This window comes from Anabaena lutea FACHB-196, assembly GCF_014698305.1.
In the GTDB taxonomy this organism is placed as follows: Bacteria; Cyanobacteriota; Cyanobacteriia; order Cyanobacteriales; family Nostocaceae; genus Anabaena; species Anabaena lutea.
The window spans coordinates 70,006-86,067 of the sequence record NZ_JACJST010000002.1 but is presented as its reverse complement, the minus strand read 5'-3'; the positions used below and the strand labels follow the sequence as shown (position 1 = coordinate 86,067).

The window sequence follows — 16,062 nt, the reverse complement described above, 5'->3', positions numbered from 1 at the left end:
AGTCTTTCTCTGTCAACTTGAGATCGCATTCCCTCCAATTTCCCCAAAAGCGATACCTTATTAAACTGGTACGTCTGACTCCCCCTGCGGTAAAATATGCTTAGTTTAAGGAATTGGCTATGAAAATAAAAGCAATTATTTGGGAAGAAGACGGTGTATGGTGTGGTTCTGTACCAGCTTTACCAGGATGTCATACCTGGGGTGAAAGTTACGAACATTTATTAGAAATGTTGAAAGATGCTGTTCAAGGTTGGTTAGAAGTTGCTAGTCAACAAGAAACTATTGAACCAGAAAAACAGTTAATTGAGTTATCTTTATGAAATCGGTTTCTGGTAAGTCTCTGTGTAGAATTGTTGAAAGCTATGGATGGAGTTTGAAAAGGATTACAGGTAGTCATCATATCTATGTTAAGGAAGATATGAGTGTGATTCTTTCTATCCCTGTTCATGGTAATCGTGATTTACCTACTGGTACACTCAGAAGTATTTTGAAAGATGCTGGTTTGACCGAGGAAGATTTAGATTAATTTCGCTGATCGCACCCCTTCAATTTCCCCAAACAGCGATTACACCCCTTTAACTTCCAAACAGCGATACCTTTCCTGCGGAACGCTACGCGAACGGTAAGCTTCGCTAACGCACCTCTTCAACTTCCCATCATCTCTTTTTAAACGAACCGCAGAGACGCAGAGAACGCAGAGGAAGGATCGCTCATTTTCCCCAACATCCTTTTTTAACGAACCACAAAGACGCGAAGAACACGAAGGAAGAAGAGAAGAGAGAGCGATCGCATACTTTCCCCCAAATATCCTTTTTACCGCACAAAAAAAAATTAGTAGTTTTAAACACTTGCTTTACTAATAGGGTGGTGTGTTAGACTGGATTAGTATTATATGAGAATAGTGATATCACTTATCATATAATAATTGCGGAGTCTTACTTAAATACACCCAAAATAAACAACGCAAAAATTAGTAAATATGAGATTTAGCTACATTGAAATCAAAAACTTTAAAGGTATTAATCATATTCGTCTAGATTTAAACTCTAAACCTCGCAGTAATATATATACTCTTGTTGGTTTAAATGAAAGTGGTAAAACCACTATTCTAGAGGCTATTAATTTTGTTAGTTATAAACTAGAAAATCTAGATCCTCTTAATTTACCAGGATATTCTATAAAAGATGTACATAACTTAATACCTATTGGTAAACTTGCTAACTTTAATGGAAATATTTCGATTGAGGCAGGTTATATCCTTGACCAAGATGATCAAAAAAAAATTAGAGACTTCTGCTCAGAAAATTTTGATTTTAAATTAACTAGAGAAATTGCTGATTTTTATATAAAACGCTCTTATGATTTTTATGATTCAACGCAAATTACACCAAAAAATGCTTGGAATATGGAATTATTTGGAAAGAAAAAATATGCTAAAATGGAAAAAAAATTGGAAGGACAAGAGTGGCAAAAAGCAGTAGAATATGTAAAAACACTAATGCCTAGTGTTCTATATTTTCCAAGTTTTTTATTTGATTTCCCTGATAAAATCTATCTTGAAGAGAAAGATAGTAATACAAAAAAGCATGAGTTTTATAGAACAATACTTCAAGATATCTTAGATGCATTAGGAGGACAATTTAAGCTTGAAGAACATATTCTGAAGAGGGCAAAAAGTAATGATCTTTATTCTCAGAGGTCTCTTGAAAGTGTACTTATACAGATGGGAAGCGATATAAGCTCTAAAGTTTTTAGCAAATGGAATACTATTTTTAAACGTACATCTGGAAATAAAGAGATTGTTATTAAATGTGATAAAGATGAGGCAGGATTATGGTTTTTACAACTTAGAATTAGAGATTCTAATGAACTTTACACAATAAGTGAGAGATCCCTTGGATTTCGTTGGTTTTTTGCTTTTTTACTCTTAACTCAATACCGAGTTTTTCGCAAAGATAGTCCTAATAATGTACTTTTTTTAATAGATGAACCTGCGTCTAACTTACATTCTTCTGCACAAAATCAGCTACTTGAGATTTTTAGCAATTTTCCAGAAGAATTTTCTATTATCTATACAACTCATAGTCACCATTTAATAAATCCAAAATGGCTGGAAAGTACGTTTGTTGTAAAAAATGAAGGTTTAGATTATGAAGCTGAAGATAAATATAAAGCTATAGATACTGATATTAAAGTCTATAAATATAGAGATTTTGTATCAAAGCACCCAGATCAGACCACATATTTTCAACCCATTTTAGATGTTTTAGATTACAGTCCTAGCAGACTGGAGAATATTCCTAATGTAGTTATGATTGAAGGTAAGAATGATTTTTATACACTAAAATACTTGTATGAAAAGATTCTTAGTTGTACAACTCAAATTAATTTTTTGCCTGGAGGTGGAGCAGGTAGCTTAGAAGATATTATTCGCCTTTACCTTGCTTGGGGACGTGAATTTATTATTTTGCTAGATGCAGATGAAGAAGGTTTAAAACAAAAGAAAAGATACGAAGAAATATTTGGAGTTATTGTAAATAATCGAATTTTTTCTCTTCAAGATATTGATAAGACATGGGAAAATAAAGGGACAGAGTTTTTGTTTGAAAAAGAGGAAATAACGAAAATTCAAGAAATTATTTATCCTTCAACACAAAAATTCAATAAAACACATTTTAACCGAGCTATACAAGAACTATACTTAACTAATAAGCAAGTTGAAATTTCAAGTAGTACAAAAGAAAAATTTCAGAAGATTTTCAATTTCTGTGTAGGCAAATTAGGATAATTTATCCTGATTAATTATAAAAATGTAAGAAAGGGTATGTTTTTCATACCCCTTGAAATTCAAATATTTAACTTAAAGTTGCTTCACCTCACTCACCAACTTAGCCACCATATCCTTAGCACTACCAAACAACATAGTCGTCTTATCCTTATAAAACAACTCATTATCCACACCAGCAAAACCCGCACTCATACCGCGCTTAATCACAATAGTTTGCTTTGCCTTATCAACTTCTAAAATCGGCATTCCATAAATAGGACTATTCGCATCACTACGCGCCGCAGGATTTACCACATCATTAGCACCAATCACCAACGCCACATCCGCTTGTTCAAACTGGGGATTAATATCCTCCATATCATACAACTGCGTATAGGCCACATTAGCTTCCGCCAATAATACATTCATGTGTCCCGGCATTCTCCCCGCAACCGGATGTATCGCATATTTCACATCCACACCCATGCGTTCAAGTTGATCTGCCAACTCGCGGACGCTATGCTGGGCTTGAGCAACCGCCATACCGTAACCTGGGACAATCACCACAGAACGGGCATAACCCAACATCATCGCCCCTTCTTCGGGGTCAATACTGCGGACTGTTTGATTACTTGCACCAGCAGCAGCGCCACCACTTGCAGTAGTAACAGAACCAAAAGCACTAAATAAGACACTGAATAACGACCGGTTCATAGCCTTACACATAATTTCGGTAAGGATTAAACCCGAAGCACCCACTAAAGCACCAGCGATGATTAACATATTGTTCATCACCACAAACCCAGCCGCAGCCGCAGCCACACCTGATAAAGAGTTTAACAGGGAGATGACTACGGGCATATCACCGCCACCAATAGGCAGTACAAACATTACACCCAATACCAAGGAAACAGCTACCACCGCTAAAAAGATGGGTAAGCTATCCGGTGAGATGATTAAATATGCACTTCCGGCTAAATATGAACCCAATAGCAAGAGGTTAAAAGGTTGTTGCAAAGGAAAGGTAATGGGTGTACCACTTACTAAACCTTGCAATTTCGCGAAAGCCAGAAAACTACCTGTTAAGGTGACACCACCGATTAACACATCCAACAACATGGAAATGTTGACATCGAGGGGGATAGGTTGAGAACTTCCTAACAACCGCCAAAATTCGGCAACTGCAATAAGTGCAGAAGAAGCACCACCCAAACCGTTGAGTAAACCCACCATTTGGGGCATTTCGGTCATTTGCACTTTGTAAGCTGCGATCGCACCAATAATAGAACCTATCGCCAAGCCTATCAATATCATCTCGTAATTTAAGACTTGCTGATCTAGCATTGTGGCTACAACTGCTAACAGCATCCCCACCGCAGCCACAAGATTACCGTTTCTAGCTGTAGCTGGAGAACCGAGTTTTTTCAAACCGAGAATAAATAATGATGCAGCGACTAAATACGTCAGCTGAATCCCAGTTGGTAAAAAGTCGCTCATGCTTTAACTTCCTTTTTCTTGAACATTTGCAACATTCTGTCTGTGACGAGAAAACCGCCGACAACGTTAACCATTGCCAAAATTACGGCAATTAAACCGAGAATTACAGATAAACTGGTGTTTTTCTCCCCCGCAGCTAATATTGCCCCAATTACGGAAATACCAGAAATGGCGTTGGAACCGGACATTAAGGGAGTGTGGAGTGTGGGAGGAACTTTGTTGATGACTTCAAAGCCTATGAAGGAGGCTAAGACGAGTACGAATAAGGCCGCAAGTAATGCTTCTGTCATTTCGATTTTGGATTTTGGATTTTGGATTTTGGATTTTTACCTCACGCAGAGGCGCAGAGACACAGAGAGTAAGAGCAATCTATGAGTCTGCGTAGGCGAACTTTACCTGTGTATCCGCGATTTCAATCGTTTGGGCTAAACTGCTACCGCTTGCAAAGCGTCTTTTACTCGTTGGTTTCTGATTTCTCCGGCGTGGGTAACACAAGCTGCGTCTACGATGTCGTCACTAAAGTTGATTTGCAAGGCTTTGTCTTTGATTAGCAGTTGCATTAACGATGTGACGTTTTTTGCATACAGTTGGCTGGCGTGTACTGGCATGGATGAGGGTAGGTTAATAGGGCCAATAATTGTTACGCCGTTCCAAACAATATCTTTACCTGCTTCTGTACAAGCGCAGTTTCCACCTTGTTCAGCAGCTAAGTCTACTATTACTGAACCTGGTTTCATCTGAGCTACCATTTCTTGGGTAACAAGTTGTGGCGCTTTTCTTCCTGGTACTTGGGCGGTGGTAATTACTACGTCGGAGTTTTTGACGTGTTCGGCGACTAGTTCTTGGGTGCGTTTTTTGCTGTCTTCGGAGATTTCTTTGGCGTAACCACCAGCAGCTACGGTTTCTTCTTCTAGTTTGACTTCGACAAATTTCGCCCCTAAGCTTTGTACTTCTTCTTTGACGGCTGGGCGAATGTCAAAGGCTTCTACGACTGCGCCTAGTCTTCTGGCTGTGGCGATCGCTTGCAATCCGGCTACACCTGCTCCCATAATAAATACTTTGGCGGGAGCAATTGTCCCCGCAGCGGTGGTTAACATGGGAAAATATTTTGGTAATGCCGCAGCCGCAATTAATACGGCTTTATAACCCGCTAGTGAGGCTTGGGATGATAAAGCATCCATGCTTTGCGCTCTGGTGGTACGGGGGATTAATTCCATACTCAAAGCTGTAATTTGGCGATTTGCCAATTTTTGGGCTACGACGGGATTACCTAAAGGGTTGAGAAAGCTAATTAATACAGATCCTGATTTGAGTAAATCAATTTCTGATCGTCCATCTTCTCTTTCTTGAGGAGGACTAACTTTGAGTAAAACATCTGCTTCTCCCCATAATTGGGCAGTATCGCTGATAATTTTTGCTCCTGCGGCTTCATAAGCAGCATCACTGAAAAATGCTTTTTCTCCCGCACCTGTTTCTACAAAAACCTCTAAACCTTGTTTGACTAATCTGGCTACGGTGTCGGGAATTAAGGCTACACGACGTTCACAAACTTCAATTTCTTTAGCAACTGCTATTTTCATGCAATCTCCTGAAGATAAATACCTAAATATCTACTAACTATGGAATTTCTCTGTTGATGAAGGATTTGCCGCACTTATAAAGCATAGGTGAGTAATCTCAACCCTCGTTTTTCTAGTAGATTTCACCTTTAACTTTGTCTTTCCCACTCTTATTTTCTCCAAGCAAAGCTTCACTCTGCCGCTTACATAAGTCAAAATTCCAAATATTTGCACACAAACTATTTTACTTACTGCACATCTTATGGTGATTTCCTGATGTTATATCTATGTCTTCAGATTATTTTCGGGATTGATAATTTTTGGTATTGGTTTCTGGCATCTTGCAGTATTCATCAAATTTTGCCAGATTAATATTTTTTCAATTAATTCTTAATTATTGAGACTTGCTTTCCTGTTGTTAAAAACTTTACAAAGTCCACAAACACTGACAATTTATATTTGGATCAAAGACAAGGGGAAGCTCTTAGGTGATTTACGTATAATAAACAAGGATGTTTATACTAAGGTTGCGTCCAAATTAGTTTTGGCAGGTAGGGGAAGCAGGAGGAGAGAGAGCCTACCGTTTAGAGCAACTTAGGATTACGGAATGACTTAAGACAGGATATCGTGAGTTTAGTGACACTTGGAGAGTTGGAATTTAACCAATCTATCGCCATTTAACTAGCGATCGCAATGCCCCTATCCACCAGCATAACTAAAGGTATAGTCCAATTTTTATGGAAAAAATAAATTTAAGTACACTTATTTCGGCACTTTTGGCTGCGATTTAACGTCTATTTTCACTCATACAGTAGTAAAGTTTATTTACGAATACTAAACTCTTTGTTACGTAAGCTGATAAATCTACTATCCACTAAAGGAAGCCCAACTATGAAACGCGTATTTTCTGCCTTAGCTGTAACTAGCTGTTTGTTGACTAGTTTTTCAGCTACGACTTGGGCGCAGAGCCTACCTGGTTTGACACTGTTTAGCGGTGTCAAAAGCGAAAATCAACTGCCGTTTCGGTTAGATTTTGGCGGACAAACCAATAGCACAGATCGTTATATACTCAGAGTCCCAGCCCAAAAAATGAAATTGGCAGTTGCCCAATTTGCCATTACCTACCCAAATTATTACAAAGGAACTTTTGATCCCAAAAAGGTTGAAGTCAGAGTTAGAGGTAAAAAAGTTCCCCTGTCGGAAGTGAAATGGGACAAGGAAGGCCGGGTGTTGGAGATATTTCCCGAAGAACCAGTCCCAGCCGGTAGCGCTGTTGAGTTAGTCTTATCCAACGTCCAAAATCCAGCCTTTGGGGGAATTTACTATTTCAACTGTCAAGTTCTTTCCCCTGGTGATGTACCACTATTGCGTCGCCTTGGAACTTGGATTATCAGCATTTCTTAAGAAGGGAATAGTGAATAGGGAATAGAAGGTAAGAGGAAAATAAATATTTTCCCCAATTCCCAATTCCCAATCCCCAGAAACTCCATCCAGAAATATGTTTATATTGCCTGTAAAGTGGTAATATTGCAGATTGTGACTTTTTATAAAAATCGTCTAAGAGGAGAAAGGTATGCAAAGAACCCTGGGCGGCACTTGCCGTAAGAGAAAGAGAACCTCTGGATTTCGCGCCAGAATGCGGACACCAGATGGCAGAAACGTGATCAGCGCTAGAAGAAAAAAAGGTCGTCATCGTCTGAGCGTTTAGGGTAAATTTAGCAAACAGAGCAACTGTGCCTTTACCCAAAGCACATAGATTAAAATCCCGCAAGGATTTCCAGGCAGTTTTCCGAGAAGGAATTCGGCGACATAGTTCTCATTTTACGTTGAGAGCCTTAAGTCCGTCGCGTTCAAAAGAGCCTTCTTTGGATACTGCCCCCAAAACTCCACAACCAACTGGCTGTGAAAGTTTAGCCAGCACGCAAATTGGAATTTCCATTAGCACCAAAGTTAGTAAACGAGCAGTAATTCGCAACCGAATTAAGCGGCAAATTACAGCAGCTTTGTATAAATTGTTGCCTAGATTATCCCCAGGATGGCGGTTAGTGCTAATTGTTAAGCCAACAACAGCAGAATCTGAGTGCGTAAGCCAACAATTTCTGCAAGAATTAGAGCAGTTGTTGGCAAAAGCTGAGGTCTTTCATGGGCATTCGTGAAGAAATTTATTATGAGGGTGGTCCCCATATAGGCGATTTAATTCTCAACCTGCTCATAGGGCTAACCCTCATTGGTATACCATTGACGGTTGGGGCTATCGTGAGGGCATTGTGGCTGCGCTTCCGCATCACCGATCGGCGAATTTCTGTGATTGGTGGTTGGATGGGAGGCGATCGCACTGACGTAATCTATTCAGAAATTGTCAAAGTGGTGAAAGTCCCTCGTGGCATTGGCCTGTGGGGAGATATGGTACTTACCCTCAAAAATGGAAGTCGGTTGGAAATGCGGGCTGTTCCCAAGTTTATGGAAGTCTATGACTACATTAACGAAAGAATCACTGCTAAAAATCCCGAATATAGCAGTGCCAATTAGTAAAAGTTCTGAGCTTTCAGTGATGAGTGATAAGTTAAAAGCTTTCTCTTATGCGGCTGTTTTACACTTTCACTACTTACTGAATCAGCACTCATTACTCTCATTTAGAATTCTTTTTTTCAAATCATGTGCGGCTATCCGTAGCTTGTGATAGTCGCGCCTAAATCACGATTTAGATAAATTAGATTCAGTTCAGTTTACAGTACCTCAGGTTGAATTCAGAATAATGGATTTTGGTATCGGGTTTCTCTCGAACAACGTGATGCTGCCAATCATAGACTTTTTCTATGGTTTTTTCCCCAGCTATGGATTAGCGATCGTTGCCTTGACATTGATAATCCGCTTTGCGCTCTATCCCCTGAGTGCTGGCTCCATTCGCAGTATGCGACGAATGCGGGTTGTCCAGCCTGTCATGCAAAAGCGGATGGCGGAAATCAAAGAGCGCTATAAGGATGATCCGCAAAAGCAGCAGGAGGAAATGGTTAATGTCCAAAAAGAATTTGGCAACCCATTAGCAGGCTGCTTGCCTCTGCTGCTACAGATGCCAGTACTACTAGCACTGTTTGCGACTTTACGGGGTTCGCCTTTTGCTGGTGTTAACTACTCAGTTAACCTAGAAGTCTTTCCCTCTGAACAAATTGAACGCATTCAACCCCAAGCCTTTGCCACTGCCCCACAAAACATCTACATTGCCGATGGGGAACACACAAAAATCACTGCGATTTTACCTGGTGGCAACAAGTTGGCGGTAGGAGAAAAGACCAAGATCCAATATCAGACAATGGAGGGCAAACCATTTGATTTGCTCTTAGCAGAACATCCAGAAACTAAATTGACCCCTGAATGGAAAATCATCAAAGGGGAAGATCGAGTTAAAATTGATGCAGAAGGTAATGTAGAAGCCTTACAGCCGGGAGAAGTGACAATTCAAGGCTCTATCCCTGGACTGGCCGCAGACAAAGGATTTCTGTTTATTGATGCTTTAGGTAGGGTAGGCGCACAAGATCCAGATGGAACAATCCACTGGGATATTGTGGCGATGATTGTCTTCTTTGGTATCAGTCTTTACGTTAGCCAATTGCTTTCTGGGCAGAATTCCAGCGGTGGCAACCCACAACAGGATACAGTGAATAAAATCACACCAGTTATTTTTTCTGGGATGTTTTTGTTCTTCCCCCTGCCAGCTGGTGTGCTTATGTATATGGTGATTGGTAACGTTTTCCAAACTCTGCAAACTTACATTCTTTCCCGCGAACCACTACCAGAAGAATTACAAAAGCTGGTGGAAATACAAGAGAAAGAAAAAGAAGCAGCCAGCGCCGAACCCAAGAAATTGCCGTTTGAACCAAAAAGTTCTAAGAAAAAAGCTACAGGCTGATCATGACTAATATTCCCATGCAGCGGGGTGAGCAGTGGTTAAAAACACTGCTGCATTTCACTAATATATCTACCGAAGTCAAGTGTAATTTAGAAACTGCTTCGTTGTTAGACGCAGAGTCTCCGCAAACTGATAGCTATTGGTTGACAATTGATCAAACCAGCTTGATGTCAGAACAAATTAGAATTTTAATTGGTGCTGATGGTTCTGTGTTAGATGCGATTCAGTATTTAGCAAATTCGGTTCTCAACTTGAACCAACCAGAGGAGCAGCAAGCATCTTATACCATAGAGTTGAATGGCTATCGTGTCAGACGAGAAGCGGAAATTCGCACTTTAGCTGAAGCGGCAGCCCAAGAGGTACGCTTGACTGGTAAAGAAGTGGAAATTAAATCGCTTAGTTCGGCTGAACGGCGACAAATTCACACGTTTTTCCAGGATTTTCCTGATTTAGAAACCTTTAGTCGGGGTAAAGAACCTCATCGGCTGTTGGTTGTTCGTCCGGCGACGGAATCACCAACAGATCCGGGCTATGAGAGCTAAAATCAGAGATGTAGTATCAGCACAATTGCTGATCATCAACCCTACTTTTTCGTGAGGATGTCTCACAAGTCCTATGGACGCTATTTTTATTCCGCAGCTAACTAAAGCCCCGGAGCGAACAGAGGAAATTCAAGTTAATGAGTCTCTGCCTGGTTTGGAAACTTTAACCCCGGTGCGTGGCACTATCCGTGTGCAACATCTAGGTACTTACTTAGAAGTTTCCGGTCAGGCAGAAGCAATTATTACTTGTACCTGTAACCGCTGCTTGCAGCAATATAATCAACGTTTGGCTGTTAATACTAAAGAAATAATTTGGTTAGAGAAAAATGCTAATCAAACGGAACACTTGCCTTTAGAGATGGAAGTAGCTGTAGAAGATTTAGTGGAAACTCTATCACCTGATGGTCATTTTTACCCCACAGAATGGCTGTATGAGCAGATGTGTTTAGCAATTCCTCAGCGTCAGTTGTGCGATCGCAATTGTCCAGGTATTGTAGATGCTGTGGCTGCTAGTTCTGAGGAGATTGTTGATAGTCGTTGGGCTTCTTTACAAAGCTTGAAAAAGCAACTTCCAGAATAGTCATTTGATAGAAAGTTGCGAGGCGAAAAGGGTTTGAAATGCTGGATTAATCCTCATTTCTAACCTGTATATTCGCTATTTTTATAGGTTATTATTGTCTGGATTAAAATATTTATTATTTAACTGATTCTAGAGTATATTCTGGTTCATTTTCTGCATAACATTGATTTAAGTTATTTAAAGAAAAATTTTTCCAATCTTCTCTTTCTTTTGTATCGGTTTCTAAAACAATAGGAATAATAAATACTTTTGTTCCTTCTGGAATAGATATGGGATCTACTAATTCTATTTTCCCATTTTTAACAATTGCTAAATGTCCTGATGTCATTATTTTATCTCCTTTTTAGCATCTTTAATATCAGCGATATCTACGGTAAGCTAGGCTAACTCTATTCGTCATTAACATCTGTTGAGTGTCTAACACACCACTATACTGACTTTATTTAATTTTACTTGGCAAATTAAGTGAAATCGCCAATAATATAATTAACTGAGTAAATAAACGACACAAGATGTATATCAAGAAGCTGCGAGTATTTAATTATAAATCTTATTTCGACTCTGGGGTAATGGAATTTTCACCAGGTGTCAATATTATTGTTGGACGAAATAATGCGGGTAAAACATCTTTACTTGAGGTGCTGACTCTGGATTTTGAAAATCAGCCGCATAGAATTCTGGATTTTGAAAATCATCCTCGTAGAATAAAGAGATTACCAAATAAGAGTTCTAGGATAAAAGACAAATCGAGGATAGAAATTACTTTATGTATAGAAAAAGAGGAATTGCAAAATTTTATTAAGGAGATTTATTCTAATACTCATATTGGTATTCCTCAACTATACTATGATGATTATGAATATCATTGTGCAACTTCGCCAGGAGAACCATTAACGCAAGTAGAATTTTTTAATGACAAAACAAAGGAAGCATTTAAAAAATTTCAAGATTTTCTAAAAAACTCAGATCCTTGTAAATTAAATTTAACTTTAAATAGCTCTAAACAATTAGAGACAACAAGTCTTATTAAATTACTTAATTTTGATTCTTATGAAACAACTTTTAATTTTGATAGCGGAACATTTTACAAACTTAATTATGATGATAATGGAAACTTGAAACTTGAAACTATTGAATATAATGAATATGATCATGGATTAGAAGGAGAATTTTCTAATTATAAAGGAACAATTGAGGACAGCATAGGCAAGAAATTATTTGACATTTTTGTAAGCCGTAGTTATAGATTTAAATCTGAACGTCTAAATATTGGTATTTGCAAGTCTGAAAATAATGATCAACTAAAATCAGATGCTTCTAATCTTGCTGAAGTATTATCTATATTGCCGGGTAAAAAACCAGGGACTTTCTCGCAGTTTAATAAAATAGTTTCAAGCATTTTAGAGGAAATAAAGTATATTTCTGTAGTAATGGGAGATAATTCAGAGGTTGAAATTAGAGTATGGATTACCGAAGAACTTAACAGAGATGATTTATCACTTCCTCTATCTTCATGTGGAAGTGGAGTTAGCCAAGTTTTAGCAATTGTATATATTCTAGTTTCTTCAGAAGAACCTAGAACATTAATTATTGATGAACCACAATCGTTTTTACATCCAGGTGCGGCTAAAAAGCTGATAGAGACTATTAAACAATTTCCACAGCATCAATATTTTATTGCAACTCATTCCTCAGAAATTATAACAACGGCTGATCCTTCTAATATTATCAAGCTGCAATATGAAAATTGTGAAACAACTGCATCAGTCATAGATGCAAAAAATATAGAGTTGCAAAAAGAAATTTTATATGAACTTGGGATTAGATTATCTGATGTTTTTGGTGCTGATAATATCCTTTGGGTAGAGGGAAAAACTGAACAGATATGTTTTCCACTAATACTTGAAAAGGTATTAAAAAAGCAGTTGAGAGGTACTAAAATACTCGGTGTGATTAATACTGCTGACTTTCAAGGTAAACGTGCTAGTCTTATATTTGATATTTATCAAAAATTGAGCGGGGGAACAGACTTATTTCCTCCTGCAATTGGCTTTCTGTTTGATAGTGAAAATAGAACAGAAGAAGAAAAGGATAAGTGGCAGAGGCAAAGTGGAAAACCTGTTGAATTTTTGTCTCGACGGATGTATGAAAATTATTTACTCGATTCAGAAGCAATTGCAGCAGTTTTCAATGAAGATAATCAATCTCGACCAGAACCATTGCCAATAAATCTTACAAGTGTTGAAGTTGAAGAATGGCTAGAGAAAAAAAAGCAGGAAAAAGGATATTCAGAAAAAGAGTGGTTATCTGAAGTTCATGGTTCTCAACTTCTTACAGACTTATTCAGAGAATTATCTGGGTCAAAATTAACGTTTCATAAAACAAGAGAACCTTATAACCATTCTTACAAACTTACAAAATGGCTAGTTGAAAAAAAACCTGATTTCTTGTCTGGACTTGCTAACGAAATTGCAAATATGCTTAATTATGAAGAGTGATCGCACCGACAACCATAATTATCGACTATCGCCCATATCCGCCTGAGATTGAAATCTCAGGCTAATAGCAAAAGTCGTCTAAAGACGACTGAGAAAATATTGAATTTTTGATAATTATTTAGTCGGTTTTAACCGACTTCCGCTATGAGACTGGGAATTAATTCCCAGGCGGATAAGACTAAACTCCTCCTTTGCGCCTTTGCACCTTTGCGTCTTTGCGTGAAACAAAACTCTTCCTTCGCTTCCTTCGCCCCTTCGTGGTTCATTACCTTAAAAATAGGAGAATAACAAATCACCAAACAACTACCTTATGAACTTCCGCGACGAATTTAAACTCCTCCTCCGCGCCCGCTACCCGCTGATTTACATCCCCACCTACGAAGAAGAACGGGTAGAAGCCGCTATCCGCGAAGAAGCCACAAACCAAGGAAATCGCCCCGTATATACCTGGGATTTTGTCGATGGTTATCAAGGAAATCCCAATGATGTGGGCTTTGGCAAGCGTAATCCCTTACAAGCTTTGGAATTTATCGAAAAATTACCCCCTTCCGCCCCAGCAGTCTTAATTCTCCGGGATTATCACCGTTTTTTAGAGGATGTGGCTATTTCTCGTAAACTCCGCAACTTAGCCAGACTCCTCAAATCCCAACCGAAAAATATTGTTTTATTATCGCCACGTATTGCTATTCCTGACGATTTAATGGAAGTGTTGACGGTGGTTGAGTTTCCCTTACCCGCAGCACCAGAAATTAAAACCGAGGTAGAACGATTATTACAAGCTACTGGTAACTCACCTTCTGGTAAATTTCTTGATGACTTGGTGCGTTCTTGTCAAGGATTATCTATGGAACGGATACGCCGAGTTTTAGCCAGGGCTTTAGCATCCCACGGAGAATTACAACCAGAGGACGTGGATTTAGTTTTGGAGGAAAAACGCCAAACTATCCGCCAAACCCAAATCCTGGACTTTTACCCCGCCACTGAGCAGATTTCTGATATAGGGGGACTTGATAATCTCAAAGACTGGCTGATTCGTCGGGGTGGTTCATTTACAGAACGAGCGCGACAGTACGGATTACCGCACCCCCGTGGGTTAATGTTAGTGGGAATTCAGGGAACTGGTAAATCTTTAACAGCCAAAGCGATCGCACATAATTGGCATTTACCTCTGTTACGCTTAGATGTAGGGCGTTTATTTGGTGGTTTAGTCGGTGAATCAGAATCCCGCACTCGCCAAATGATTCAAGTAGCAGAAGCCCTCGCACCTTGTATTTTGTGGATTGATGAAATTGACAAAGCCTTTTCCGGTTTGGGTAGTAAAGGTGACGCAGGAACAACTAGCCGGGTATTTGGAACATTTATCACCTGGTTAGCCGAAAAAACATCCCCCGTGTTTGTCGTCTGTACCGCTAACGATATCCAAGCCTTACCTCCAGAAATGTTGCGGAAAGGGCGATTTGATGAAATTTTCTTTGTCGGTTTACCCAGCCAAGAAGAGAGAAAAGCCATTTTTAACGTCCATTTATCCCGATTGCGTCCTCATAACTTGAAAGGCTATGACATTGATAGGTTAGCTTACGAAACCCCTGATTTTTCGGGCGCAGAGATTGAGCAAACCTTAATTGAAGCGATGCATATCGGATTTAGCCAAAATCGTGACTTTACCACCGATGATGTTTTAGAATCTGCTAGTCAAATTATACCTTTGGCAAGAACTGCGGTGGAGCAAATTCAAAAACTGCAAGAATGGGCTGCTGCTGGGAGAGCGCGTCTGGCTTCCAAGCATAATCCTTTTAATGATACCTTCTCTTCGAGACGTTAATTTTTTCTTCAGCGCCTTCAAAGCATTCAATCCCAAATGTCATCATGCAAAAAGGCAGTCTGGATGGAGGCTGAAGACAGCCAAGTAGTAGGGAAGAAGGCTTGTTCATATCAATTCACTTAATTAAAGCTACAAATGAATCTCCGCGTCTCCTTCCGCGTCTGTTCATTTGTATCAACCTGAAAGTGAAACGGTATTACTCATCTGAGTAAACCTTTTTTAAGTGGATAGTGATTTTCGCCCTGCTGCAATAATAATTTAGTCAATCCTACTTAATCAATAGTTCGTAGTTAATCATGAATTAATATGGACTATTGATTAAAAAAGGCAACAGGGAACAGGAGACAACTGATAACTGTTAACTAATAACTAATAAATGACTAGAGGTTATAACTATGCTTTCTGGCTTACTTAAATTTATACTTGGTGTTGTGCTAGCGATCGCAGTCTTATTGGGTAGCGGACTGACAGTAGCCCTCTATTTTGTCAATCGCACCTCTGTACCCCCAGCAAGACCCAAATTTGCTAACGATAATCCCAAACCCAAACCTGACAAACCGAAAGTAACTCCGGTAAAAACTACATCCACTCCCAAGCCTACACCTAAGACAGAAGCTACTCCCAGTCCCACTCCTACCCCCACAGAATCACCTGATTCATTACCACCAGGGGCTTACCAAGGTATTGTTACTTGGTCTCAAGGTTTACGTTTGCGAACCGAACCGAAACAAGATGCTGAACGTAATGGTAGTGTTGGTTTTAATCAAAAAATCATCGTTTTAGAAGAAAGTTCGGATAAAGTTTGGCAAAAAATTCGCGTTGAAGGTACTAATCAAGAAGGTTGGGTAAAAGCAGCTAATATTAAACGATCTGAAGAACAACAATAAATC

General features: G+C 39.2%; 18 protein-coding genes. 13 read left to right on the top strand and 5 right to left on the bottom strand.

What is annotated here, in order from left to right:
• The first annotated feature begins 119 nt into the window (after positions 1-119).
• The 3 genes from H6G59_RS02640 to H6G59_RS02630 all read left to right on the top strand — a co-directional run bounded on the left by H6G59_RS02640 (position 120) and on the right by H6G59_RS02630 (position 2,788).
• Positions 120-320, top strand: coding sequence for a type II toxin-antitoxin system HicB family antitoxin (locus tag H6G59_RS02640; RefSeq protein WP_190711626.1), 201 nt, complete (start codon positions 120-122; stop codon positions 318-320).
• Positions 317-526, top strand: a complete 210-nt coding sequence (locus H6G59_RS02635; protein WP_190711625.1) for a type II toxin-antitoxin system HicA family toxin — start codon at positions 317-319, stop codon at positions 524-526. The genes H6G59_RS02640 and H6G59_RS02635 overlap by 4 nt, the downstream gene beginning before the upstream one ends.
• Positions 527-979: 453 nt before the next feature.
• Complete coding sequence (locus H6G59_RS02630; RefSeq protein WP_190711624.1) at positions 980-2,788, top strand: ATP-dependent nuclease; 1,809 nt, start codon at positions 980-982, stop codon at positions 2,786-2,788.
• A gap of 72 nt (positions 2,789-2,860) precedes the next feature.
• On the opposite strand, the gene H6G59_RS02625 is transcribed toward H6G59_RS02630, so the two are convergent.
• The 3 genes from H6G59_RS02625 to H6G59_RS02615 all read right to left on the bottom strand — a co-directional run bounded on the left by H6G59_RS02625 (position 2,861) and on the right by H6G59_RS02615 (position 5,844).
• Positions 2,861-4,264, bottom strand: coding sequence for an NAD(P)(+) transhydrogenase (Re/Si-specific) subunit beta (locus tag H6G59_RS02625; RefSeq protein ID WP_190711623.1), 1,404 nt, complete (start codon positions 4,262-4,264; stop codon positions 2,861-2,863).
• Positions 4,261-4,554, bottom strand: a complete 294-nt coding sequence (locus H6G59_RS02620; RefSeq protein ID WP_190711622.1) for an NAD(P) transhydrogenase subunit alpha part 2 — start codon at positions 4,552-4,554, stop codon at positions 4,261-4,263. Before H6G59_RS02620 ends, H6G59_RS02625 begins: the two co-directional genes overlap by 4 nt.
• Before the next feature lie 135 nt (positions 4,555-4,689).
• Positions 4,690-5,844, bottom strand: coding sequence for a Re/Si-specific NAD(P)(+) transhydrogenase subunit alpha (locus tag H6G59_RS02615; protein WP_190711621.1), 1,155 nt, complete (start codon positions 5,842-5,844; stop codon positions 4,690-4,692).
• 870 nt (positions 5,845-6,714) lie between these two features.
• Here H6G59_RS02615 and H6G59_RS02610 point away from each other — a divergent pair.
• From H6G59_RS02610 to H6G59_RS02580, 7 genes are all read left to right on the top strand, one after another.
• A complete protein-coding gene (locus tag H6G59_RS02610) occupies positions 6,715-7,227 on the top strand; it encodes a DUF2808 domain-containing protein (protein WP_190711620.1) in 513 nt (170 codons plus the stop codon).
• Positions 7,228-7,396: 169 nt separating this feature from the next.
• On the top strand, positions 7,397-7,531 hold the full coding sequence (gene rpmH, locus H6G59_RS02605; RefSeq protein ID WP_015081067.1) for a 50S ribosomal protein L34: 135 nt from the start codon (positions 7,397-7,399) through the stop codon (positions 7,529-7,531).
• 25 nt (positions 7,532-7,556) lie between these two features.
• The gene (gene rnpA, locus H6G59_RS02600) at positions 7,557-7,979 is read left to right on the top strand and encodes a ribonuclease P protein component (RefSeq protein WP_127054625.1); all 423 of its coding nucleotides are present in this window, start codon (positions 7,557-7,559) and stop codon (positions 7,977-7,979) included.
• The gene (locus tag H6G59_RS02595) at positions 7,966-8,352 is read left to right on the top strand and encodes a PH domain-containing protein (RefSeq protein ID WP_190711619.1); all 387 of its coding nucleotides are present in this window, start codon (positions 7,966-7,968) and stop codon (positions 8,350-8,352) included. Before rnpA ends, H6G59_RS02595 begins: the two co-directional genes overlap by 14 nt.
• A gap of 226 nt (positions 8,353-8,578) precedes the next feature.
• A complete protein-coding gene (yidC, locus tag H6G59_RS02590) occupies positions 8,579-9,730 on the top strand; it encodes a membrane protein insertase YidC (protein ID WP_190711618.1) in 1,152 nt (383 codons plus the stop codon).
• Between the two features lie 2 nt (positions 9,731-9,732).
• Complete coding sequence (locus H6G59_RS02585; RefSeq protein ID WP_190711617.1) at positions 9,733-10,272, top strand: Jag family protein; 540 nt, start codon at positions 9,733-9,735, stop codon at positions 10,270-10,272.
• Positions 10,273-10,345: 73 nt separating this feature from the next.
• Positions 10,346-10,852: a YceD family protein gene (locus H6G59_RS02580; RefSeq protein WP_190711616.1), complete on the top strand. Its 507-nt coding sequence runs from the start codon at positions 10,346-10,348 to the stop codon at positions 10,850-10,852.
• Positions 10,853-10,967: 115 nt separating this feature from the next.
• Here the strand turns inward: H6G59_RS02580 and H6G59_RS02575 are convergent, their stop codons facing one another.
• Complete coding sequence (locus H6G59_RS02575; protein WP_190711615.1) at positions 10,968-11,180, bottom strand: glycosyl hydrolase family 31; 213 nt, start codon at positions 11,178-11,180, stop codon at positions 10,968-10,970.
• A 184-nt stretch (positions 11,181-11,364) separates the two neighbouring features.
• Here H6G59_RS02575 and H6G59_RS02570 point away from each other — a divergent pair, with 184 nt between their 5' ends.
• A complete protein-coding gene (locus tag H6G59_RS02570) occupies positions 11,365-13,350 on the top strand; it encodes an AAA family ATPase (RefSeq protein WP_190711614.1) in 1,986 nt (661 codons plus the stop codon).
• Between the two features lie 128 nt (positions 13,351-13,478).
• Here the strand turns inward: H6G59_RS02570 and H6G59_RS02565 are convergent, their stop codons facing one another.
• Positions 13,479-13,616, bottom strand: a complete 138-nt coding sequence (locus H6G59_RS02565; RefSeq protein ID WP_190711613.1) for a hypothetical protein — start codon at positions 13,614-13,616, stop codon at positions 13,479-13,481.
• Positions 13,617-13,660: 44 nt separating this feature from the next.
• Here H6G59_RS02565 and H6G59_RS02560 point away from each other — a divergent pair, with 44 nt between their 5' ends.
• On the top strand, positions 13,661-15,172 hold the full coding sequence (locus tag H6G59_RS02560; RefSeq protein ID WP_190711612.1) for an AAA family ATPase: 1,512 nt from the start codon (positions 13,661-13,663) through the stop codon (positions 15,170-15,172).
• 395 nt (positions 15,173-15,567) lie between these two features.
• Positions 15,568-16,059, top strand: a complete 492-nt coding sequence (locus tag H6G59_RS02555; RefSeq protein ID WP_190711611.1) for an SH3 domain-containing protein — start codon at positions 15,568-15,570, stop codon at positions 16,057-16,059.
• Positions 16,060-16,062 lie beyond the last annotated feature (3 nt).

Coding starts and splice junctions, on each gene's coding strand:
- H6G59_RS02640 (WP_190711626.1), top strand. CDS start 120: ATGAAAATAAAAGCAATTATTTGGGAAGAAGACGGTGTATGGTGTGGT.
- H6G59_RS02635 (WP_190711625.1), top strand. CDS start 317: ATGAAATCGGTTTCTGGTAAGTCTCTGTGTAGAATTGTTGAAAGCTAT.
- H6G59_RS02630 (WP_190711624.1), top strand. CDS start 980: ATGAGATTTAGCTACATTGAAATCAAAAACTTTAAAGGTATTAATCAT.
- H6G59_RS02625 (WP_190711623.1), bottom strand. CDS start 4,264: ATGAGCGACTTTTTACCAACTGGGATTCAGCTGACGTATTTAGTCGCT.
- H6G59_RS02620 (WP_190711622.1), bottom strand. CDS start 4,554: ATGACAGAAGCATTACTTGCGGCCTTATTCGTACTCGTCTTAGCCTCC.
- H6G59_RS02615 (WP_190711621.1), bottom strand. CDS start 5,844: ATGAAAATAGCAGTTGCTAAAGAAATTGAAGTTTGTGAACGTCGTGTA.
- H6G59_RS02610 (WP_190711620.1), top strand. CDS start 6,715: ATGAAACGCGTATTTTCTGCCTTAGCTGTAACTAGCTGTTTGTTGACT.
- rpmH (WP_015081067.1), top strand. CDS start 7,397: ATGCAAAGAACCCTGGGCGGCACTTGCCGTAAGAGAAAGAGAACCTCT.
- H6G59_RS02595 (WP_190711619.1), top strand. CDS start 7,966: ATGGGCATTCGTGAAGAAATTTATTATGAGGGTGGTCCCCATATAGGC.
- yidC (WP_190711618.1), top strand. CDS start 8,579: ATGGATTTTGGTATCGGGTTTCTCTCGAACAACGTGATGCTGCCAATC.
- H6G59_RS02585 (WP_190711617.1), top strand. CDS start 9,733: ATGACTAATATTCCCATGCAGCGGGGTGAGCAGTGGTTAAAAACACTG.
- H6G59_RS02580 (WP_190711616.1), top strand. CDS start 10,346: ATGGACGCTATTTTTATTCCGCAGCTAACTAAAGCCCCGGAGCGAACA.
- H6G59_RS02575 (WP_190711615.1), bottom strand. CDS start 11,180: ATGACATCAGGACATTTAGCAATTGTTAAAAATGGGAAAATAGAATTA.
- H6G59_RS02570 (WP_190711614.1), top strand. CDS start 11,365: ATGTATATCAAGAAGCTGCGAGTATTTAATTATAAATCTTATTTCGAC.
- H6G59_RS02565 (WP_190711613.1), bottom strand. CDS start 13,616: ATGAACCACGAAGGGGCGAAGGAAGCGAAGGAAGAGTTTTGTTTCACG.
- H6G59_RS02560 (WP_190711612.1), top strand. CDS start 13,661: ATGAACTTCCGCGACGAATTTAAACTCCTCCTCCGCGCCCGCTACCCG.
- H6G59_RS02555 (WP_190711611.1), top strand. CDS start 15,568: ATGCTTTCTGGCTTACTTAAATTTATACTTGGTGTTGTGCTAGCGATC.